This window comes from Hungatella sp. SL.1.14 (assembly GCF_024460495.1).
Classification (GTDB): domain Bacteria; phylum Bacillota; class Clostridia; order Lachnospirales; family Lachnospiraceae; genus Hungatella; species Hungatella hathewayi.
In genome coordinates, this window is the sequence record NZ_JANFYJ010000007.1 from 171,912 (window position 1) to 194,068 (window position 22,157).

Annotated in this window: 17 protein-coding genes; 15 read left to right on the plus strand and 2 right to left on the minus strand. The window is 49.9% G+C overall.

The features are described 5' to 3' along the window. The first annotated feature begins 13 nt into the window (after window positions 1-13). From NE473_RS10020 to NE473_RS10045, 6 genes are all read left to right on the plus strand, one after another. Window positions 14-1,705, plus strand: coding sequence for a sensor domain-containing diguanylate cyclase (locus NE473_RS10020; RefSeq protein ID WP_055650529.1), 1,692 nt, complete (start codon window positions 14-16; stop codon window positions 1,703-1,705). Window positions 1,706-2,008: 303 nt separating this feature from the next. After that, window positions 2,009-3,436 carry a deoxyguanosinetriphosphate triphosphohydrolase gene (locus NE473_RS10025; RefSeq protein WP_055650530.1) on the plus strand — a complete coding sequence of 476 codons (1,428 nt, stop codon included), beginning with the start codon at window positions 2,009-2,011 and terminating at the stop codon, window positions 3,434-3,436. A gap of 407 nt (window positions 3,437-3,843) precedes the next feature. Beyond that, a complete protein-coding gene (locus NE473_RS10030; RefSeq protein WP_039891150.1) occupies window positions 3,844-4,695 on the plus strand; it encodes a MerR family transcriptional regulator in 852 nt (283 codons plus the stop codon). A 198-nt stretch (window positions 4,696-4,893) separates the two neighbouring features. Continuing rightward, on the plus strand, window positions 4,894-5,934 hold the full coding sequence (locus tag NE473_RS10035) for an NAD(P)H-dependent amine dehydrogenase family protein (protein ID WP_055650531.1): 1,041 nt from the start codon (window positions 4,894-4,896) through the stop codon (window positions 5,932-5,934). Between the two features lie 191 nt (window positions 5,935-6,125). Next, complete coding sequence (locus NE473_RS10040; protein ID WP_055650532.1) at window positions 6,126-7,013, plus strand: DMT family transporter; 888 nt, start codon at window positions 6,126-6,128, stop codon at window positions 7,011-7,013. A 98-nt stretch (window positions 7,014-7,111) separates the two neighbouring features. Further along, window positions 7,112-9,673 carry an FAD-dependent oxidoreductase gene (locus tag NE473_RS10045; protein WP_055650533.1) on the plus strand — a complete coding sequence of 854 codons (2,562 nt, stop codon included), beginning with the start codon at window positions 7,112-7,114 and terminating at the stop codon, window positions 9,671-9,673. Window positions 9,674-9,758: 85 nt separating this feature from the next. Here the strand turns inward: NE473_RS10045 and NE473_RS10050 are convergent, their stop codons facing one another. Beyond that, window positions 9,759-11,327, minus strand: a complete 1,569-nt coding sequence (locus NE473_RS10050) for a sulfatase family protein (RefSeq protein ID WP_242866153.1) — start codon at window positions 11,325-11,327, stop codon at window positions 9,759-9,761. Between the two features lie 19 nt (window positions 11,328-11,346). After that, window positions 11,347-12,705, minus strand: a complete 1,359-nt coding sequence (locus NE473_RS10055; RefSeq protein WP_055650535.1) for an MFS transporter — start codon at window positions 12,703-12,705, stop codon at window positions 11,347-11,349. Window positions 12,706-13,010: 305 nt separating this feature from the next. Between NE473_RS10055 and NE473_RS10060 the strand changes: the two genes are divergently transcribed. From NE473_RS10060 to NE473_RS10100, 9 genes are all read left to right on the plus strand, one after another. Beyond that, on the plus strand, window positions 13,011-13,775 hold the full coding sequence (locus NE473_RS10060) for a Crp/Fnr family transcriptional regulator (protein ID WP_055650536.1): 765 nt from the start codon (window positions 13,011-13,013) through the stop codon (window positions 13,773-13,775). Between the two features lie 154 nt (window positions 13,776-13,929). Continuing rightward, window positions 13,930-14,607 (plus strand): rubredoxin, encoded by a 678-nt coding sequence (locus NE473_RS10065; protein WP_055650537.1) that lies wholly within the window; start codon window positions 13,930-13,932, stop codon window positions 14,605-14,607. 4 nt (window positions 14,608-14,611) lie between these two features. Next, window positions 14,612-15,109, plus strand: coding sequence for a 4Fe-4S binding protein (locus tag NE473_RS10070; RefSeq protein ID WP_055650538.1), 498 nt, complete (start codon window positions 14,612-14,614; stop codon window positions 15,107-15,109). A 236-nt stretch (window positions 15,110-15,345) separates the two neighbouring features. Then, on the plus strand, window positions 15,346-16,368 hold the full coding sequence (locus tag NE473_RS10075; RefSeq protein WP_006772337.1) for an aldo/keto reductase: 1,023 nt from the start codon (window positions 15,346-15,348) through the stop codon (window positions 16,366-16,368). A 92-nt stretch (window positions 16,369-16,460) separates the two neighbouring features. After that, entirely contained in the window at window positions 16,461-17,120 is a 660-nt protein-coding gene (locus NE473_RS10080; protein WP_022032964.1) for a peptidylprolyl isomerase, read from the plus strand. Between the two features lie 281 nt (window positions 17,121-17,401). After that, complete coding sequence (locus tag NE473_RS10085) at window positions 17,402-18,949, plus strand: helix-turn-helix domain-containing protein (protein WP_256265222.1); 1,548 nt, start codon at window positions 17,402-17,404, stop codon at window positions 18,947-18,949. A gap of 136 nt (window positions 18,950-19,085) precedes the next feature. Further along, complete coding sequence (locus NE473_RS10090; RefSeq protein WP_055650540.1) at window positions 19,086-20,498, plus strand: L,D-transpeptidase; 1,413 nt, start codon at window positions 19,086-19,088, stop codon at window positions 20,496-20,498. A gap of 277 nt (window positions 20,499-20,775) precedes the next feature. Next, window positions 20,776-21,540: a nucleoside phosphorylase gene (locus NE473_RS10095; RefSeq protein ID WP_006772334.1), complete on the plus strand. Its 765-nt coding sequence runs from the start codon at window positions 20,776-20,778 to the stop codon at window positions 21,538-21,540. Continuing rightward, window positions 21,533-22,135, plus strand: a complete 603-nt coding sequence (locus NE473_RS10100) for a hypothetical protein (protein ID WP_006772333.1) — start codon at window positions 21,533-21,535, stop codon at window positions 22,133-22,135. The genes NE473_RS10095 and NE473_RS10100 overlap by 8 nt, the downstream gene beginning before the upstream one ends. The last annotated feature ends 22 nt before the right edge of the window (window positions 22,136-22,157 follow it).

Genomic DNA, 22,157 nt, shown 5'->3' on the forward strand with positions numbered 1-22,157 from the left:
GGAGAGGTCGAATATGAAATCAATACAGACAAAATTTATCATATTAATTTTAAGCTGTGTATTTGTCTGTTCTGCCGTGATAGGCGGAGCCGGCATCATCAGTGCAGAACGGGTGGTAGATGAGGATTCCGCCCAAATGATGAACTACCGGTGCAGCCAGCTGGCGTGCGAAGTGGACGCCATGCTCTCCCGGATTGAACAGTCGGTCAAAACCCTGGCTGTCTATACGGATGAAAACTTAGAGAGTGTGGAACTTTTAAAAAGTGACGGCACACGAAAGGCATTTACGGAGCAGATAGAGTCTGTCGCCGTCAATGCGGCAAACAACACAGAAGGCGCGGTGGCGGTATACGTCCGCTATAATCCTGATTTTACTCCGCCGACCTCAGGGGTGTTCTGGAGTAAAACCAATTTAAACGGAACCTTCCAGAAGCTGGTTCCCACCGATTTCTCCAGATACAGCCCTACCGACGTCGAGCACGTAGGCTGGTACTATATCCCGGTTAAAAACGGCAGGGCCATCTGGCTGAGCCCCTATACGAATGAAAACATCAACATACAGATGATTTCCTATGTCATTCCCATTTATAAAAACAATGAAACCGTTGGCGTGGTAGGGATGGACATTGATTTCAGCGTCATCAAAGACATGATTAACAGCCTTCGGATTTATGAGAGCGGCAATGCATTTTTAACCGATGATAAGGGAAATGTCATGTACCATAATGTTTATCCTTTCGGGGTTCCGATGGGGAGTGTGGACAAGAGTCTGATACCGTTGGTAGCGGAACTGGAAAATGGTACGAGCGGGAGCAGCCTGTTTTCTTACGTCAATGAAAATGTGGAGAGAAAGCTGGCATTTCGCACGCTGCGCAACGGAATGCGGCTGGCCGTGACGGCTCCGCTGTCGGAAATTGACAAAAATAAAAATATGCTGCTGATGCAGATTGTGACAGCGCTGTTGGTGATCGCCCCGCTTTCCGTATTGGTGACGGTGCTGATTACCAGGCGCATGATACGGCCGCTTAAGGAACTGAATGAGGCGGCGAAGCAGATCGCCAAAGGGGATTTAAGCATTTCCCTGACTCAGCAGACCAAAGATGAGGTTGGCACTCTGGCGGACAGTTTCCAGCAGACCGTCAATCACCTGCAAAAATACATTAATTACATAAACAGCCTGGCCTACCGGGATGCGCTGACGGGCGTAAAGAATAAGACTGCCTACCAGGAGGCGGAACGGCGCCTGGAGGAACAGATGCGGAATGGGCGGCCGGAATTTGCGGTTATAGTACTGGATATCAACAACCTGAAAAAAATCAATGATCATTACGGTCATGATTTTGGAGATATGTTCATTGTGGATGCCTGCAGGCTGATCTGTAAGAGCTTCCCGCACAGCCCGGTTTACCGGATTGGCGGGGATGAATTTGTAGTAATCCTGGAAGGCGCTGATTATGCTAATTGTACGCATTTGCTGGAAAGCTTCCACGATGCAATTGAGGAGTACAATCGAAGTGACCAGCAGGATAAGCACTTATCGATTGCAAGGGGAATCGCTGTATATAACAGCGTAACCGATCTTGTCTTTTCCAATGTTTTTAAACGGGCCGATGATGCCATGTATCACAATAAGGCGGACATGAAACGGAAACGTGTTGCGGCGGAAGCAGAAGAAAATGGCGAAATAACGACAGAGAAGAACTGACAGAAAGAATGCCGGGAGCGCCGGATAACGATATCAGATCAATAGAAAGAAGAATTCTCAGCAAGACCAGAGCAGGTGAATTACCGGATCAGCGGAGTGGAGTGCGGCGCTCACAAGCCGGACTGAGGATATACGCTCTGAAGCCGCGCCACGGTGAACCGATTGATCAGAGCGTCTGTATCCGGGGGTTTCCGGTTTGTATTAAGAGGGGAGAATTTGGCTTGTAGGTTTATCCGTGGTGTTCTATAATGTTAGAGGATGCAGAGCGTAAGACAGAGAGCTGCAGATATGAGGAGGTACACCATGGATTGGAATACACTGCTGTGTGAGGACAGAATCAGAAGTCTGGTGAAGAGACCGTCGGGAATGGATTTAAGGACAGAGTTTGAAAAGGATTACCACCGTATTATTGGAAGCGCATCGTTTCGGCGCCTGCAGGATAAGACTCAGGTATTTCCGCTGGACCGCAGCGATTTTATCAGGACGAGACTGACACATTCGCTGGAGGTTTCATCATTTGCCAAGTCGCTGGGCCAGAACATTTCTGCCAGTATCCGGACTGTGATTCAGGACGAGTCGTTTCTACCGGAGCATGCACTGGCCGTATGTGATATTTTACAGTGTGCAGGGCTGATTCATGATATTGGAAATCCACCGTTCGGCCACTTTGGAGAGACCGCCATTCAGGACTGGTTTAAGAGAAGACTTCCGGAGCTTCGTTATCAGAAGAGAGGAGAGAGGGAGGAGCGGCCGCTGACGGAGGTACTGAACCGCCAGATGGTGGAGGATTTCTATCATTTTGAGGGAAATACCCAGGCGCTCCGGGTGGTGACAAAGCTGCATTTTCTGGTGGATGAGCACGGCATGAATTTGACGAAGGCGCTCCTTGCCTCCATCATTAAGTATCCGGGATCATCTCTTGAGGTGGATAAACACAGCGGGGATATTAAGACGAAGAAGATGGGGTATTTCTATGCTGACCGGGAGGCATTTGACGATATTCAGGCTTCCTGCGGGACGAATGGAGCCAGACACCCGCTGGCCTTTATTCTGGAAGCGGCTGATGATATCGCCTATGCCACTGCGGATATCGAGGATGCAGTAAAGAAGAACTGCCTGACCTTTGAACAGCTGGTCCGGGAACTGACGGAGTATAAGAAAGAGCGTCAGAACGACCGGTACCGCGACATGGTGTCCTGGCTGACAGACAAATACAACCGGGCCGTCAGTAAGGGCTACAGCCGCCCCGATTTATACGCGGTCCAGAACTGGGTGGTCACCATGCAGGGCCAGATGATTGGAGGGGCTACGGAGGGCTTTACGAATCATTACAGGGAAATTATGGAGGGAACGTATAAGAAGGAGCTGACTTCAGGGACAGACGCCGAGCTTCTCATGGAGGCGCTGGGAGACATCGCCTACCGCTATGCGTTTGTGTCCAAGCCCATTCTGAAGCTGGAAATCGCAGCGGAGACTATTTTCAATTTCCTCCTGGATAAGTTTGTGGACGCTGTTCTTTACTTTGATACTGGAAAAAAGCAGAGCGCGGTACAGGAAAAACTGGTCTCGCTTATCTCTGATAATTACAAGAAGCTGTATTTTATCTGTTCGGCTGGGAAGAGCGAGGAGGAAAAGCTGTATTTAAGACTTTTGCTGGTTACCGATTATGTGTGCGGGATGACGGACAGTTATGCGAAGGATTTGTATCAGGAGTTGAATGGGATTGCGTGATAAACTTAAAAAATCAGTTGTTTTTTGTGACAAATTGTATATAACAAATAGAGAGCAAAGAGATTTGCTCAGTTTAAGTGCGTTGCTGCTTTAAATGCAAACTTTTAATTTAAGTGCTTCGCAGCTTTAAATGCGAATGTTAATTTACAGGGGGATAAGCAATTTATCTCCCTGTTTTGTTATACTAAGGAGGCTGGGATTGGAGTTTTACAAAATATATGAAATGGTAACGACAAACCGTAAGCAGGTTTTAACTGATAACCGATGCACGTTTCATAATAAAGATTGTCATAAAAATGTCAAAAACATTATTGCAGGTATAAGGTTTATTTTGTATAATAAACATAGATCATGGCGTGCTTTCTAAATAAGGATTGTGAAAAATGATAAAACTGACAAATCTGGATGTGAAAAAAATGACGATTGGCCAGATGGCCAGAATGAACCATATCTCGGAGCAGACACTGCGGCTTTATGACCGGGAGGGCCTGCTTTCGCCTCTGGGACGGGATGAAAAAAACGGCTACCGCTATTATGATATCCGGCAGAGTGCCCAGCTGGACATGATCCAGTATATGAAGGCCCTGGGAATGCCGTTAAAGGAAATCCGTGTCCATATGAAAAAATGGGATACCGGGCGTTTAAAACAGCTTCTGGTGGAGAACCGGGATGCAATCGACCGCAGAATCGAGGAGCTGAATTTACAGAAACGGGCAATTGAACGGACGCTGGACAGCTATGAGCGGTATGAAGCGGCTCCTCCGGACGGCTCCATCGTGCTGGAGTATATCCCAAAGCGTCAGATGTATGTGAAGAATACGAATGTAAACTTTTACGACTATGAAATCGATGAATATGAGCGGATTCTCCGGGATTTGAAGGAGGATATGGCGGCACACGCCATTTCGCCGCTCTACTTTGCCAATGCGGGAACCATATTGCGGAGAGAAAATTTCATGAAGGGACGGCTCTATTCCGCGGAGGTGTTTGTGTTCGTGGACCGGGAATATGTGGATGAGGAACTCATAACGGTTATTCCGCCCAGTCCCTATCTCTGCATCTACTGCGACCGGTTTGAGAAGGAAAAGGAGTATATCGACCGGCTGCTGGTGGAGATTGAAGAGAAGCACTATACCGTGACCGGCGACTATATCTGCGAGGTGATTGTGGAAATGCCGCTGGATTACACGGAACGGGGGATGTTTCTGCGCCTGCAGGTGCCGATTCGGATGGGGGCATACCAATATGGCGAATCCTAAATTCTTGTGCATCCATCACCCGCTGTTCACACCAAAACTGCGCATGAAAGCGGCTTTTAAGGCCATTCCGATTTGGTGATACTGCTCAATTGACCTGATACCGCATATAAGCCTTATAATGAAGTCAGCATATGGGGCATGGCCCCGAAACTGTCGACTTTTTAATTGAGATTCTTATCTAAGAAAGGAAGCGTTGTTATGATGAATTATGAAAAGATTCGTGTGGTACAGTACGGCTGCGGCAAGATGGCAAAATACATCCTTCGTTATCTATATGAGAAGGGCGCGGAAATTGTTGGCGCGATCGACGTGAATCCGGAAGTGGTCGGAATGGATGTCGGTGAATTCGCGGAACTGGGCTTTAAGCTGGGCGTTACAATCAGAGACGATGCGGATGCAGTTCTGGATGAGTGCGACGCTGATATCGCGGTAGTGACACTGTTCAGTTTCATGGATGACTGTTATTCCCATTTTGAAAAATGTGTTTCCAGAGGCATTAATGTGGTAACTACGTGTGAAGAAGCGATCTACCCATGGACAACTTCTTCCGCTATTACGAATAAACTGGACCTGCTGGCAAAGGAAAACGGCTGCACCATCGTAGGCGCCGGTATGCAGGATATCTACTGGATCAACATGATCGGCTGTGTGGCAAGCGGCGTGCACCGCATCGACAGAATCGAAGGCGCGGTAAGCTACAACGTGGAAGATTACGGTCTGGCGCTGGCGGAAGCTCACGGAGCAGGACTGACACCAGAAGAATTTGAAGCTCAGATCGCCCACCCGACGACGCTGGAGCCGGCTTACGTATGGAACTCCAACGAGGCGCTGTGCAACAAGATGGGCTGGACAATAAAATCCCAGAGCCAGAAGTGTGTACCGTATTTCTATGATACCGACCTCTATTCTGCAACACTTGGTAAGACGATCCCGAAGGGGAACTGCATCGGCATGAGCGCAGTTGTCACCACGGAGACCTTCCAGGGGCCGGTGATCGAGACACAGTGTATCGGTAAGGTCTACGGTCCGGATGACGGTGATATGTGCGACTGGAAGATCATCGGCGAGCCGGATACCACGTTTTATGTAACGAAACCGGCGACGGTAGAGCATACGTGCGCGACGATTGTCAACAGAATTCCTACTATATTGAATGCACCGGCCGGATATATAACGGTGGAGAAGCTGGAAGAGCTTAAGTATCTTTCTTATCCGATGCATATGTATCTGGAGCATTAACAAAAAATCTGTATGAATATCTGGGGCTGAAATCTTTTCTTGATTTCAGCCCCTTTTGCACGGCAGCAGTTATGATCTCTGGCCATGGCACGGCATGAGCAGAATATCGAGGGAGTGCTTGACGAAACCGCCAATTCCGTTTAAGGTAGTAAGAAGCATCACAGTTTGACCCATTGATAAAGGAGAGTAAAATGACGTTTTTAGAGAAGCACCCCATGATTATGATTGTGATCGGGATCATCGGCATATCCCTGTCAGCGATATTTGTGAAGTATTCGGAGGCTCCGTCGGTCGTGACAGCGGCTTACCGCCTTCTTTGGACGGTGGCGCTTATGACGCCGGTGGTACTGGGAAAGAAGGAGATCAGGCGGGAACTGGCGGGCTCCGATAAGAAGACGGTGGCGCTCTGTGCGGTCAGCGGTATTTTTCTGGCACTGCATTTTACATCCTGGTTCGAGTCGTTAAATCAGACGTCGGTAGCCAGCTCCACAGCCATCGTCTGTACCGAGGTGATATGGGTGGCACTCGGGTACTGCCTGTTCTTAAAAGGCCGGCTTTCAAAGACTGCGGTGGGAAGTATCGCGGTCACGGTTGCGGGAAGTCTTCTCATTGCACTGTCTGATTATTCCGCAGGCGGAAATCATCTGACCGGTGACGGACTGGCTCTGGCGGCGGCCGTATTCTCAGCAGTCTACACGCTGATCGGAAGAGAAGCGAGAAAGCATATGTCTACGACGGTTTATACATACATTGTATACGTATTCTGCGCGCTGGTGCTTTGTATCTCCACAGCGGTCAGCGGCCTTTCCTTTACTGGTTACGGTGCGGCCTCCGTGGTGGTGGGATTCCTGCTGGCCGTATTTTCCACGCTTCTCGGACACAGTATCTTCAGCTGGTGTTTAAAATTTCTGTCTCCATCCTTCGTCTCCGCTTCAAAGCTGTGTGAGCCGGTGGTGGCGGCCATGTTCGCCGCGGTTTTATTTGCAGAGATACCGGCACTTCTGGCTGTGGCCGGCGGAATCGTGACAATTAGCGGCGTGCTGCTTTATTCCCGCGAGCAGCGGGCCATCACATCGTAAGGTACAGCAGAAAAAACATTGTGTGACTTTATCACAGAAACGATTTTACTTCCCGGTTATAATTGCCTCATGACAAAAAACGAGAGGTGAACCAGGCGATGGGAAATAAAACAGTAATTATCGGAGGTGTAGCGGGCGGAGCCACGACGGCGGCCCGCTTAAGAAGGCGTGATGAAAAGCGGCAGATTATTCTGCTGGAGCGCGGGGAGTATATCTCCTACGCCAACTGCGGACTTCCTTACTATATAGGTGATGTGATAAAAAGCAGAGACTCCCTTCTTTTACAGAAGCCGGAGGTCATGAAGGCCCGGTTTGATATCGATGTGAGGACTTCGAGTGAAGTAACCGCCATCCATACAGACAGAAAATCAGTTACGATCAAGGATAAAAAGACAGGGGAGACCTATGAGGAATCATACGATGATCTTGTCATAGCCACGGGATCATCCCCGCTGATACCGCCTGTTCCGGGGATTGACGGACCGGACATTCACACTCTGTGGACGATTCCCGATACGGATCGGATCAAGGAGGTGCTGGTGGAAAAGAAGCCCCGGCGCGCGGCTATCATCGGAGGTGGATTTATCGGCCTTGAGATGGCGGAAAATCTGGTTCATGCAGGCGTAGAAGTGACGCTGATCGAGATGCAGAACCAGGTAATGGCGCCTCTTGACCCGGAGATGGCGGAGCTGCTTCATGAAAATCTGGCTGCAAACGGTGTCAGGCTGGTCCTGGGAGACGGTGTGTCCTCCTTTGAACGGGTAAATGGTCATACGGTCATCAGACTGGGGAGCGGAGAAACTGTGGAAGCGGATCTTGTGCTTTTATCCATCGGCGTGCGGCCTAACAGCAGCCTTGCAAAAGAGGCCGGGATCACCTTGAATCAGCGGGGCGGCATTGTGGTGGATTCTCATTTGAGAACCTCGGCGGAACACGTCTATGCGGTTGGCGACGTCATTGAGGTGGAGCATTCCGTTCTCGGAACCAGGACGATGATCCCGTTAGCGGGGCCTGCCAACAAGGAAGCGAGGATCTGTGCCGATATTCTGGCGGGAGACGAGAAGGAATACAAAGGGACCATGGGAACCTCAGTTGCCAGAGTCTTTGATTATACGGCGGCCCTGACCGGAGTGAACGAAAAGACGCTTAAAGCCATGGGGAAGAAGAAAGGAACGGATTACGAGACCGTGCTGATCAGCCAGAAATCCCATGCGGGTTACTATCCGGGAGCCGTCACACTGTTCCTTAAGCTGATATTCGGAAGAAAGGGCGAGATCTACGGAGCACAGATTGCAGGTCAGGAAGGCGCCGACAAGAGAATTGATACCATCGCTTCGGTTATGGGGATGAAAGGTACCATCTATGATTTGGAGGAATTGGAGCTGGCCTATGCACCGCCGTATTCCTCGGCCAAGGACCCGGTGAATATGCTGGGATTTACTGCGGAAAATGTGTTAAATCATCTCGTCTCCTTTATGAGCTCTGATGAACTGGACCGTCTTTTAGCTTCTGAGCGGGAGGGTGACCGTCCGCTGGTTCTCGATGTCACTGAGGATGTGGAACGCATGGTTTACCATATTCCGGGTTCGTACCACATACCGCTGGGACAGCTGCGGAACCGTTTAGGAGAACTGGATCGTGAGAGGCAGATCGTCGTATACTGCGCCATTGGAGTTCGTTCCTACAATGCGGCGAGAATTCTGTCGCAGAATGGATTTAAAGACGTGAAGGTGCTGGAAGGCGGAACTTCCTTCTATAAATCCATGCATCACCGTGACTTCGCGGAACAAGAACGGAGTGAGCCGGAGCAGGGAAAGCATGTGAAGGAAAGGGAAGTGAAGGAAGGAACGCAGGTGAAAGGAACACAGATGGAAGGAACACAGATGGAAGGAACGCAGATACACACAGCCGCCGCGAAATCCGTTAAAATCGTTGACTGCTGCGGACTTCAGTGCCCGGGGCCGATCATGAAGGTTCATGAAGCGATCGGTGAGATGGAAGACGGTGAGATTCTGGAGGTTTCCGCCACGGATATGGGATTCTCACGTGATATCGCCTCCTGGTGCAGGCAGACAGGAAACACGCTGGTGGATACGGAACGAAAAGGACAGGAAAGCATCGTGCTGATCCGCAAGGGGCTGGAGAACCGGGAGGCAGAGCAGGATACGGTTTCCACTGTTCCCCGCACTCTGAACGGAAAGACAATGGTAGTGTTTGACGGCGACATGGATAAGGCGCTGGCCGCCTTTATCATAGCCAACGGCGCGGTTGCAATGGGAAGCCCGGTGACCATGTTCTTTACCTTCTGGGGACTCAATATTTTGAGAAAGCCTGAAAAACGAAAGGTGGAGAAGTCTCTGATTGAAAAGATGTTCGGAGCCATGATGCCGCGCGGCGCCGGAAAGCTGAAGCTTTCAAAGATGAATATGGGCGGTATGGGAACTAAGATGATGAAGAAGGTCATGGCAGACAAACGTGTGGATTCCCTCGAGACGCTGATGAACCAGGCAATGAAAAACGGCGTAAAGCTGGTGGCGTGCACCATGTCCATGGATGTGATGGGGATTCGGAAGGAAGAAATCATCGACGGCGTGGAGTTTGCCGGTGTGGCGACGTATTTAGGCGATGCGGAAAACTCAAATGTGAACCTTTTTATATAATTATAAGGATTGGACAAAATCGTGTCCATATCGAAACCAGAGATCCCGTGAAGCACGTTCTCAGCCTTCACGGGATCTCTGGTTTTCATAATTTCTCTCTGCTTAAGACACCACGTTCCTCATAATAAGGGATATCCAGTTCTTCCAGCTTTACGACATCTTCATGAGCCACCGCCCGTTTTACTTCCTCTTCCAGGCTTATATAGTCGCCTTCCTGTCTCTTGGGAAACAGCGGCGGGTTATTTTCGTGATACTTAAACGGCTTGAATTCCTCCTGTTCCACAAACTGCCCGTTTTCGACGCAGCCTTTCAGTCCATACTGTGCCTCAATTGCAGTCAGCCGGGCTTTTAGCTTCTCTTTGACCGCGAGAGCTTCGGGAGCAGGGGCATGATAAAGAAGATTGGTCGTTTCATCCGGATCATTTTCCAGATCAAACATTTCTTCTTTACAGCCGCCATAGTAGTAATTGTATTTATAGCTCTTCGTTATAAGGCTTATCCAGCGCAGCTTTCCGTGGCTGTGTTCCACATATTCCACCGTCCTGTCCTTTCGCCCATCCACTGCAAATATCGATTCGCCCGGCAATCTCTCAGGATTCGGACAGGGAACTCCCGCCACGTCCAGAACAGTAGGAAGAATATCATTGATATCTATAAATCTGGTATCCTCACTTCCGGCTTTTAACTGGTCCGGATACCTCATAATAAAAGGAATTCTTACGGAACCGTCATACGGAAGCATCTTCTGGAAGGTTCCGTGATCCCCCAGCATTTCTCCGTGGTCGCTTGTGAAGAGAATCAGGGTGTTATCATATTCCCCCATATCCTTCAGCTGCTGAAGGATTGTACCGATATTATAATCTACAAATGATATGGATGCGTAATAGAGTTCTCTTGCTCTCCGGAGATATGACTCATTGGGATAGTCTGCAATATATTTTTTCCATTCCGCGATCCCGGATATCGGTGTTTTCGACTCCTTTAACGGAGGAAGCTCTTTTCCTTTGTAGAGATCCGCCCATTTTTCCGGAACATCGAACGGAGGATGAGGCGCTATAAAGCTGCTCCACAGGAAGAATGGCCTCTTTCCCGCATTTTCTTTCAGATGGTAAACACTTCTCTTTGCCACCCATGTGCTGCCGTGATGCTCTTCCGGAATCAGGGACCTCTGAGGCACCATATATAACAGATGGCGCACTCCATGGGGACTCTGCAAATGTCCATATCCGTTCTCTTTTAAATACTTTGCGTATTCATCATCCTCCAGGTATCGCGGAATTTCTTCCATCAGTTCCATTTTTGTAAATCCGTTATGCCTTCTGCACGGCTGAAAATGCATCTTTCCTATCGCAATCGTATCATAACCTGCGTCGGACAGTAACTGCGGAAGCGTCGGGAGATCGAAAGGGATCGTCTTTTGATCACTTTCAAAATAGTTGTCGTCAAATCCGTGATACCTGGCCGTCAGACCGGTAATGATCTGGTGCCTGGCCGCCATACAGACGGGATTGCTGGAATATGCATTGGGATAGCAGCAGCCTTCCGCGGCCAGTCTGTCCAGGTTCGGGGTCTCCATAAAATCATATCCCATGGCGCAGATGGTATCGTATCTCTGCTGATCTGTGGTAATCAGTAATATATTTGGTTTTTTCATCTGTTGGCTCCTTTTAAAATTAAAACTGTGCCCGTTCATCTAAAGCATGCCTGATTTCCATGTTTCTCTCGTCTGTCAGTTCGTAGAAATGCATCGAAAGCAGCGACGCAATATATCCTAAAATCGGAATTCCGAATCTTAAGACAACGATGATAAACAATACGGTCTGTGTCTGTTCCTGATTCGCGGCAAATCCAAAGATACCAAGCAGATAGCTGGCCAGAAACGCGCCTATGGCGCCGCAGAATTTATTCATAAATGAAAACGTGGATGACACAACGCCGTTTCCTTTGACTCCGGTGACATACTCCGCATAATCCACACAGTCGGGAAGCATGGCCCAGGCCAGCGCACTCGGAACCGTGGAAATGAGTCCAAACAGGGTGATCAGCACGATCAATGCGGCGCTGGGAACCACTGGTTTCACAAACAGTACCGCCAGCGGGATGATGGAGAAAAGACTTCCATACCAGTATAATCTCTTTTTTCCAACCTTCTTCGTTAAAAATGGGATCGCCAGGTTGGACAGTACGCCTGTCATGGTCAGTGCCACGGAAGTGATGGGAACTAAATCCACTCTTCCCAGGACGTATTTAAAATAGTACATGTTGACTGCCAGAAGTGCAGAATTTGCAATCATATCCGTACCAAAAGCCGACATCAGCATAAGCAGTGGTTTGTTTTGGGTTATCAGCTGTGTTTCTTTCAGCAGATTTACCTTTGGCCTTTCGATTTTTAAATCGATGGTATCATACGGCTTCAGTCCCCACGCGACGCACCAGAAGCACAGGGTAATCAGAACGCCCACCAGGGCTCCGAACCGTCCCCAGCCGATGGCTCCGCCGCCAAACACTTCGACTAACGGCAATGCGAACGTTGTAATGAAAAAACGGCCAACCTGAATCATGACATTTTTCCATGATACAACCATGGTTCTCTCCGTGGAATCCTTCGCCAGAACCGGAACCAGTGAGGTAAACGGAACCCCTACTACTGTAAAGGCCAGTGAGTACAGTATGTAGACTGCATAAATAAATACCACTTTCATGGTGGAAGAGAGCTCCGGCGCACTGAACAGCAGATAGACCAGCACTCCCAAAATAGGCGCTCCATAGATTAAGTATGGCCGGTACCGCCCCTGCTTCGTTCTTGTCTGATCCGCAATAAAGCCCATGAGCGGGTCTGTGACGGCATCAATGATCTTTGTAACAAGCATGAGACCTGCCACCGTCAAAGAACTGATACCGAAAATGTCGGTACAGAAGAACGTGAGATACACCAGGATGAACTGATTCGTCATACTGAATCCGATGCCGCCTACTGCGTACTTTCCGAAATTGAAATAATCCGGCTTTCCAATTGTTTTACTCTTACCCATTTAAATATCCTCCTCTTACCTCTCCTCGTATGTGCTTTTCCTGAATCTCATTTTATAGGATTTATCCGGACTGTTATGATGCCATTTGGCACACTGGGAATATATTGTGTATATTGTGCGATTCTGTGAATGGATTTTGTGCAAAATTACCATATACGGTAAAGCAATTCCAACGCTGCGTTATGTCTGATTGCGGTCACGCTTTTCGCAGGAACGTGTTATAATGATTATATAATTGATCCGCCAAAATGTATCCTTTCTTTTTCCGGATTGATACAAAACCATTGACGAGGAGATAAGAAGCCATGAATCAAACGAGCGAACATACGCTGTTTCAAATTATGCAGTTCGTACAGGAGCAGCACAGGCTGGAACATCCGGTAACCAGTGATATGATACGTCCATACTTAAACCGCATGCTTGCCATACGAATGGTACTTAAAGACGATTATATAACAACGGTTCATACACCGATCAAAAAAGTTTACTATGTCATGTCGGGATCATTCTCCATGATAAGAAGCTCCGTTGACGGAAAAAACACAATTCGTATTCAAAAGGCCCCCACCTTCCTGGGCGTGGACTTCACCGTCCTGTCTCTCGACGGCTACTATGCGGATAATCTTGCACTGGAGGATTGTCTGGTGCTTGAAATTAATCAGAAATACTTTTTAGAGAGTATCAGGCAAAATGGGGAGATGTGCTATGAGGTTTTGTACTCGATCTGCAATAAATTTTTTGAAACGTCGTTCCGCTATGACCATACGCTCTTTTACGATCCATGCACAAAGCTGATGATTTATATCCTGGATCACTGGATCGCCAATCACGGACAGAAGACAAAGTATACCATAGCGGTTCCCAATACCCGTATAGCCGATGAGATCGGCGTCAGCATACGGACGTATTATCGTGCAGTCAGCAAATTGAAAACGGATCATTTCATTTCTGTTGTTTCCGGTAATATCTGCGTTACATACGAGCAGATTCACCATATAAAGTCGTATCTTCAAAATTCCAAAGCTGTCACAGCGCTGCCTGCCTTTCTGGAAAACAGTACGCTGATGTAATCCCTGTGCAGCGAGGACAAAAAAGGAGGAATTAGAATAAATAGTAATAGTTACTAATATTGTGATGAAGTCACATACCGGGCCGTAAATAAATGCTATACTTTCCCCATACAAGGCAGACAGCAAAGCCTGAAAAGAAAAGGGGGTTATACGAATGAAGAAATTCATATGCAGTGTTTGCGGCTACATCTACGACGAAGCCGCCGGTATTCCCGACCGGGGGATCGAGCCGGGGACCAAATGGGAGGAACTGCCTCCGGACTGGGTCTGTCCGTTATGCGGCGCTCCAAAATCTGCCTTTCGTGAAAAGAAGGAGGAAGGGGCAAAGGCTGTTTCTCAGGAACCGGCAGGGAAATCCGGCGAAGGCGGCGGTGAGGAACTCAGAGAACTTTCCTTTGGGGAACTGAGCGCGGTGTGTTCGAATCTGGCAAAAGGCTGTGAGAAGCAGTACCTCGCAGAGGAAATGGAGCTCTTTTTACAGCTGGCCGGCTATTTTAAGGCGAAGGCAGCACCGGCAGACCGGGAGAATACGGGAGAACTGCTGGCAATGGTTTCAAAGGATCTGGAGACGGAATATCCTCAGGCGGAAGCGGCCGCAGAGGAGAGCGGGGACCGCGGCGCCAGGCGGGCTCTGGTCTGGAGCGGGAAGGTTACCAGGATGCTGGAAGCTCTGCTGGAGCGTTATGAAAATGAGCAGGGAGCCTTTCTGGAGCACACAAAGGTTTTCGTCTGTGATATCTGCGGATTCATCTATATCGGCGACGAGGCCCCGGCCATATGTCCCGTGTGCAAGGTTCCCAGTTTAAAAATTATGGAAGTTCAAAGGAGGTAAGAATATGCATGCAGTAAGAAATATCAGATTATGTACGAAAGACTGTCTCTGCCTTTATGTCTGTCCTACCGGTGCAACCGATACGGAGACCGGCCAGGTGGATGCCTCCAAATGCATCGGATGCGGAATCTGTGCCAATGCCTGTCCCTCAGGAGCCATCTCCATGGTGCCGGAGAAATATCCCCCTCAGCAGAAGAAAGAAGAGAAGACAACAGAACGCTTAAATAAACTGGCTGCCAGTAAGGTAAAGCAGGAAGCCATGGCCGCGGCCATCGGCCGTGGAACGGCAGATCCGGTGGTAAAGCAGTTTGCGGCAGCCCTGGAGCGGTCCAACCGTCTGATGGCGGAGGATTTATACCGCGAGGCGGGATATATGCTTCCTCAGAGCCGGAATACCCATGAACTGCTTATGTCCATGGTGTCCGATGACGATAAACTTCCGGAGGATTTTCCGAAGGAGTCGGCCAGGAGGCTGCTGGATCTGCTGGAAGTGAATGAGTGAAGAAAGATGAATACGAAATAACGCTGAAGTAAAGCCGGAATACAGGGGAAAGACAATTTGAAGACCGATCAAATTGTAGTTTCACCTGTATTCCGTTTTTGTATTTTTACTGCTCAGGACGGTAAACATTATGGCAGTAAAATTATGGAAATAAAGGGAGTGACTTGACCACTGCAGTGTGATACAATTTAGAACAACAGTATGGAATACTTCTATATACAAAGGAGAGAGTGGAAATGGCTGATGTGACATTGGGGAAAACAAAGATTACGGTGAACAAGAACGGCTTCGGTGCGCTGCCGGTTCAGAGAGTTTCGGTGGAAGAGGCGGGAACGCTGTTAAAAAAGGCGTTTAATCATGGAATCACCTTTTTCGATACGGCCAGGGCCTACAGTGACAGTGAGGAAAAACTGGGCCTGGCTTTTGAAGGGATTCGTGAGAAGATTTACATTGCCACCAAGACGGCGGCAGATACGGCGGAGGGATTCCGGCGGGATTTAGAGGAAAGTCTGCGCCTTTTAAAGACGGATTACATCGATCTTTACCAGTTCCACAATCCGGCGGTCTGTCCGAAGCCGGGAGACGGGAGCGGCCTCTATGAGGCGATGCTGGAGGCAAGGGAGCGCGGAACGGTCCGCCACATCGGCATTACCAATCACAGGCTGCATGTGGCAGCCGAGGCGGTCGAGTCAGGCCTTTATGAGACGCTGCAGTTTCCTTTTTCCTATCTGGCGTCTGAAAAAGAACTGGAGCTGGTGGAAGCTTGCAAAGCGGCGGACATGGGATTTATTGCAATGAAGGCTCTGTCAGGAGGACTCATCACCAATTCTGCCGCGGCCTATGCCTACCTGGCTAAGTTCGACAATGTGCTTCCCATCTGGGGAATCCAGCGCGAACATGAACTCGATGAATTTCTGTCCTACATTGACAATCCTCCGGTCATGACAGAGGAGCTGGAGGCAGTCATCGAACACGACAGAAAGGAGCTGTTGGGAGAGTTCTGCCGGGGCTGCGGATACTGTATGCCGTGTCCGGCGGAGATTGAGATCAACACCTGTGCCCGGATGTCGCTTTTGATCCGCCGTTCCCCATCTGCGGGTCATTTGACGGAGGCGTCACAGAATATGATGATGAAGATTAAGGATTGCCTGCACTGCGGCCAGTGCAGCAGCAAATGTCCATATGGTCTGGATACGCCAGCCCTCCTGGAACGGAATTTAAAGGATTACGAGGAGATTCTGGGCGGAAAGGCTTACTAAGACACAATAAATTCATTTGATCTTTTCCAGGCGCGGCCTTATAATATGATACGTTATCAGAGAATACGATTTTATGACAGGAGAGATTGATTATGAAGAAACGTATCATGCTGCTCATGGTTTTGACAGCGGCCGTGCTGGCCGGCTGCTCTGGTAAGGCGGGCGCGGCAGACCAGACGACTTCCTCTTCCGCCGCAGAGACGGCTGCAGAAGAGACCAAAACAGACGCCGGCACTGCGGGAGAGACGGCGGAAGCAGTGAAACATCATGTGAAAATCAATGTGAAGGACTACGGCACCATCTCAGTGGAGCTGGATCCAACATACGCCCCGATTACCGTAGAGAATTTTCTCTCGCTGGCGGAATCCGGCTTCTATGACGGACTCACATTTCACCGCATCATCGACGGCTTTATGATTCAGGGCGGAGATCCGTTAGGAACAGGGCTGGGCGGTTCCGATACCACCATTAAGGGCGAATTTTCCAGCAACGGTGTGGAGAACCCGCTTTCCCATACACGCGGGGCAATTTCCATGGCCCGTTCCCAGGATAAGGACAGCGCAAGCTCTCAGTTCTTTATCGTACATCAGGACAGCCCTCATCTCGACGGTGATTATGCAGTGTTCGGTTATGTGACGGACGGGATGGATGTGGTTGATAAAATCTGTGAGGACACGAAAGTGACAGACCGCAACGGAACAGTGGCAAAAGAAAATCAGCCGGTGATAGAGAGCGTTGAAGTGGTGGACTGACACGGGTGAATCTCTGCCGGTGATATGTGATTCGGGATTATGGACGAAAAGAGCAGTGAAAACAACAGTGAAAACAACAGGGGAGCCGTTGGAAGCAGAATAACTTCTTCTATCGGTTTCCCTGTTGTTTTTCGGATCAATGACCGCAAATCAGAGTGTTTTCCCGCACAGAACCGCGATTCTACTGACAGTCGATTGCCACAGTTTATCATATTTTGTACACTGTACATACCGGAAGGTGTTTCAGACACGCCCGGATACAACAGGAAAAGAGGGAACCTATGGATAATGAGAAATTCGGGCAGTTCGTGCGGTCCATGCGGAAAGAAAAACAGATGACACAGCAGCAGCTGGCGGATCGTCTTCATCTGACGGATAAAGCGGTATCCAAATGGGAGAGGGGGCTGAGTCTTCCTGATATATCGATGCTGGAGCAGCTGGCAAAGGAGCTTGATGTCAGTGTTGTGGAGCTTCTCTGCGGGGAGAAGAAGGAGGACAGGATCGGGAAAGAAACTGTGGAAGAGCTTCTGGTGGACACTATGAGTGATTCCCTGAAAAAAGAAAAAAAGGAGCGAAAGCGCTGGTTGATTCTTTTGGGCACGGTCATATGTCTGGCAGTCCTGACTGTTTTATATGGAAAAACCGCGATTAATTTTGCGCTGGACCGTTTTTCTGAGAGCAGTGAGACTGCGTACCATACCAGTGAATTTCAGATTGTAGTGAAACGGGAGCAGAAGCCTGAGGGCTGTTTTATCTATAAAGAACCGGCCGGGCAGTTTCAGAGCAACTATCATGTGATGGAGATTGCATACGATGGAAGCGTCCGGGAGCTGTTTGCACTGGAGGAAACGGGAATGGAGTTAGACCGGGCCCCGCTGCTGAACATGGAAGATGACTGCCTGTACGTCCTGTTCGACGGCATGGATAACGAGGACCGGACGGAGCGGATCTACCGGGGGGCCATTGGGGCGGATCCCCAGGGATTTCTACCGAGGCTGTTCCGGTACGATTTTCAGTCGGGTCAGGCAGAGGAGGTGCCCCTGCCCGATGAGAAGCACTCACTCCTCATCGATGCGTTTTCCTGTCACGGACAGACGGCGGCTGTGACTCAGGGTTTTAAAGGACTGCTGTTCGGCCTCAATCTGGGATTTTACCAGGGGGACCGGCTCTGTATATCGGGAATTGATGCTGCAGATGGGAAAAGAGAAGCTGCTGTACAGTGGAGCAGGTATTTTGAAAATATGACGAAGGATGGCGGAATGAGGACGAGAGGCTGTCTCGACGGAGACTCCTATTATATTGCCGCCCCAGACGGAATTCGGAAGCTGGACTTAGAGTCGGGAACCATGGAACTGGTGAAAACCATGGATTTGCTGCGCTGCGGCCGTGCGGAGCTTAAGAAGACAGCACTGCCGGGAGGTCCTGAATGGGCGGCTGTATTTTCCATGGCGGAAACGGCAGATGAATACGGGTATCCGCAGGAATGGAGGACGGTAATTCTGGGGTTCGATGAGAAGTTTGAACCGGTGGGAACGCTGGAACTGCCGCTGTATGCCTCCGGCGTGGAATGGGGGAAAACCAGCGTTATGATTTCTGACGGAGGAGATGAGTTCCGGAGTGTGCTTGCAGACCTTAAGACCATGACAGGGCAGGAGGCGGTCCGGGCCGGGCGCGGGGAACTGGTGAGCAGTCTTTATGGAACTTCCTGGCAGCAGAGAAGTCAGTACCGCACGGACGCGCTGGAGGAGAGTACCATCCAGTGGGTCTATTTAGATGACTATGGGGAATACTGTCTGTCGGGCACGAAAAAGAGAATAAAAGAGGAATAAAGTATTAAGTAATTCTTACATTTAAAAAAGGGGTTGTACTTTTGGCTGATATGGTGTTAAGGTATAGGGAGAGCGGACGCGGGAGTCTGCGGACCAGGCGGCGCTCAATTCTTAAAAGGTTTTAAAGGTAAGGTGAATGAGTATCAGAATGAAGAAAACAGGAATGCTTGTAAGAATTGCCCTGATGGCGGCAGTATTGATCTTATTGCCGGCACAGGCTGTACTGGCAGATGACACGACCAGATTTGTACCGGGAACAAAGGTGAACGGCATCGGAATCGGCGGACTTACGGTGGATGAAGCGAAAGCACAGATAGAAGGCTTTTACAGCGCAGAATACAAGCTGACGATAAAGGAGAGAGACGGAAAGACCGAGACGTTAAAGGGGGGAGATGTGGGATATAAGGCAGCGGCTCCGGACGGGCTTTCGGCCATCCTCGACGCACAGAATGCCTCGGGCCGCGTGTCGGGGCCTTCGACGGATAATTCCCACACCATGAGTATGAGCGTGCAGTACGATGAGGGAGCCCTGACCAATGCGGTGAGCGGATTGGGCTGCATCAGCGGTGCGGACATTGTAGTGACTCAGGATGCCCATATTACGGCATATCAGGAGGGAAGCCCCTTCACGATTATTCCCGAGGTACAGGGAAACAACGTGGATCAGGATAAGGTTCTGGCTCTCGTAAAGGAAGCGGTGAAGGCAGGCAGCAGCGAAGTGGATCTGGCAGCATCCGGCTGTTACGCGACTGTCCGAGTAACCGCGGAGGATGTGGCGTTAAAGGATCTGTGCGATACCATGAACCGGTGCAGGGACATGGTGATTACCTATCAGTTTGGCGACCAGACGGTAACGCTGGAAGGGGAAACCATCTGTACCTGGATTCTCGGAAGCACTCAGGACGGACTTGTAGATGTGAATTACGACAAGGCTGCGGCATTTGTGAAATCCATGGCGGATCAGTTTGATACAGCCGGAAAGACAAGGGTGTTCCATACGACGACGGGAAAAGATTTGAATCTGACGGGCCCCTACGGCTGGCAGATTGACCAGGCGGGAGAGACCGCATCGCTGATCGCCATGATCCGGACCGGACAGAGCCAGGCAAGGGAACCCTTATACAGCAAAAAGGGCCAGGACAGGACCGTGGACTGGGGAAATACTTATGTGGAGATTGATTTGACCAGCCAGCACGTATATATGTATCAGGACGGGAATCTTGCATGGGATGCGCCCTGTGTTACAGGAAATGTATCAAAGAATTACACGACACCGGAGGGCATCTACAGCCTGACCTATAAACAGACGGACCGGATACTCCGCGGGGAGAAGAAGGCGGACGGCACATACGAATATGAGAGTCACGTGGATTACTGGATGCCGTTTAACGGAGGCATCGGACTCCATGATGCCAGCTGGAGAAGTAAATTCGGCGGAACCATTTACCAGTACGGCGGAAGCCATGGCTGTATTAACCTGCCGCCGGCCAAGGCAAAGACCCTCTACGATATGGTTTACACCGGGATTCCGGTTATCTGCTATAATTAAATAAGGGAAAAGATCAGATCCCGGAAGACATTTTGTGAAAAAACGTCTTTCGGGATTTTTGTATAGGGCCCGCTGCGGGGCACCGGACAGGGCGTGAACGTTACCGGGCGAAAAGGAAACCTGTCTTGTCACCTGTCTTTTGATTGACAAGACAGGTGATTTATGGTAAATTTAAACAAAAGGGCAGTACTGTTTTTGGCGAAAGTGTCAGTGAGTTGCAGCAGGTACAGCCCTTTCTGAACGTGAACGCAGGAATGAGAGGAAAGGAGATGGGAAGATGGAAGAATTCATGCCTCATATCAGGCTGTCGAAGGAGCAGGCGGCGCCCCATGTGCTTCTGCCCGGGGACCCGCAGCGGCTGGACCGGATTGCGGAATGCCTGGAGGATGTGAAAGAACTGGCTTATAACAGGGAATACCGGAGCCTAAGAGGCGTCTATAAGGGCGTTCCGGTCATGGCGGTATCCACGGGAATCGGCGGTGCCTCTGCCGCCATCGCGGTGGAAGAGCTGGTGAGAATCGGCGTCAGGAACATGATACGGATCGGAAGCTGCGGCGCTTTACAAAAGGGAATCCGGCTGGGGGACTTAATCCTGGTGAATGGGGCCGTGCGGGATGACGGTGCCTCAGTCACTTATGTGGACAGCATTTATCCCGCCATACCGGACACGGAGCTGCTGGCGGCATGCATGATGAGTGCGGAGGAGCTGGGAGCAAAGTTCCATGTGGGAATCGCCAGGAGCCATGACAGCTTCTACATCGATGACGAAGAGGCGGTCAGCACCTACTGGAGGGAGAGGGGCGTTCTGGGCTCCGATATGGAGACGGCGGCGCTGTTTGTCATCGGGAGACTGCGGGGAGTGAAGACGGCCTCGATCCTGAACACGGTCGTGGAATGGGAAGATTCCCTGGAGGAGAACATTAACAGCTATACCGGCGGAGAGTCCGCCATGATGCAGGGGGAACGGATGGAGATTCTTACAGCGCTTGAAGCGTTTGTACGAATAGATAAAAACAAACAGGGAGGCAATTCGTATGAGTAACATTTTTAAAACCAAATTAAATGCAGCATGTATCGTGCTGATTCCGGCATGTATCGGAATCAATTACTTAGGCAAGTTGTTTGCGTCAGTCTTAAAGCTGCCATTGTGGCTGGATTCCATCGGAACCTGCATCGGCGCTGTGCTGGGCGGGCCCATCATCGGTGGCATCTGCGGCGCGGCCAACAACTTAATCTACGGCTTTACAACAGGCGATTCCATCACTCTGGTCTATGCACTGACCAGTCTTGGCATCGGTGTGGCTGTCGGAATTATGGCAAGGCTCGGACGCATGGAGAAGTTTTCGGGTGCTGTCTTGACGGCGTGTGTGGCCGGCTTTGTGGCAGTCCTTATTTCCACACCGCTCAACATCATATTCTGGGGCGGTACGACAGGAAATCTCTGGGGAGACGCCGTGTTTGCATGGTCACAGGCTTCCGGACTTCCGGTAGCGCTGGGGTCCTTCCTGGATGAAGTAATTGTCGATGTCCCGGATAAGCTGATTACCCTGTTCATCGTATTTGCCATTATCAAGGGACTGCCGAAGAAGCTGACCTCCCTTTACGAGATGGGCGATGAGGTGGAGAGTCTCGATTAACCACGAAACTTTTTAATGAAGG

Coding starts and splice junctions, on each gene's coding strand:
- NE473_RS10020 (WP_055650529.1), top strand. CDS start 14: ATGAAATCAATACAGACAAAATTTATCATATTAATTTTAAGCTGTGTA.
- NE473_RS10025 (WP_055650530.1), top strand. CDS start 2,009: ATGGATTGGAATACACTGCTGTGTGAGGACAGAATCAGAAGTCTGGTG.
- NE473_RS10035 (WP_055650531.1), top strand. CDS start 4,894: ATGATGAATTATGAAAAGATTCGTGTGGTACAGTACGGCTGCGGCAAG.
- NE473_RS10040 (WP_055650532.1), top strand. CDS start 6,126: ATGACGTTTTTAGAGAAGCACCCCATGATTATGATTGTGATCGGGATC.
- NE473_RS10045 (WP_055650533.1), top strand. CDS start 7,112: ATGGGAAATAAAACAGTAATTATCGGAGGTGTAGCGGGCGGAGCCACG.
- NE473_RS10050 (WP_242866153.1), bottom strand. CDS start 11,327: ATGAAAAAACCAAATATATTACTGATTACCACAGATCAGCAGAGATAC.
- NE473_RS10055 (WP_055650535.1), bottom strand. CDS start 12,705: ATGGGTAAGAGTAAAACAATTGGAAAGCCGGATTATTTCAATTTCGGA.
- NE473_RS10060 (WP_055650536.1), top strand. CDS start 13,011: ATGAATCAAACGAGCGAACATACGCTGTTTCAAATTATGCAGTTCGTA.
- NE473_RS10065 (WP_055650537.1), top strand. CDS start 13,930: ATGAAGAAATTCATATGCAGTGTTTGCGGCTACATCTACGACGAAGCC.
- NE473_RS10070 (WP_055650538.1), top strand. CDS start 14,612: ATGCATGCAGTAAGAAATATCAGATTATGTACGAAAGACTGTCTCTGC.
- NE473_RS10075 (WP_006772337.1), top strand. CDS start 15,346: ATGGCTGATGTGACATTGGGGAAAACAAAGATTACGGTGAACAAGAAC.
- NE473_RS10080 (WP_022032964.1), top strand. CDS start 16,461: ATGAAGAAACGTATCATGCTGCTCATGGTTTTGACAGCGGCCGTGCTG.
- NE473_RS10085 (WP_256265222.1), top strand. CDS start 17,402: ATGGATAATGAGAAATTCGGGCAGTTCGTGCGGTCCATGCGGAAAGAA.
- NE473_RS10090 (WP_055650540.1), top strand. CDS start 19,086: ATGAGTATCAGAATGAAGAAAACAGGAATGCTTGTAAGAATTGCCCTG.
- NE473_RS10095 (WP_006772334.1), top strand. CDS start 20,776: ATGGAAGAATTCATGCCTCATATCAGGCTGTCGAAGGAGCAGGCGGCG.
- NE473_RS10100 (WP_006772333.1), top strand. CDS start 21,533: ATGAGTAACATTTTTAAAACCAAATTAAATGCAGCATGTATCGTGCTG.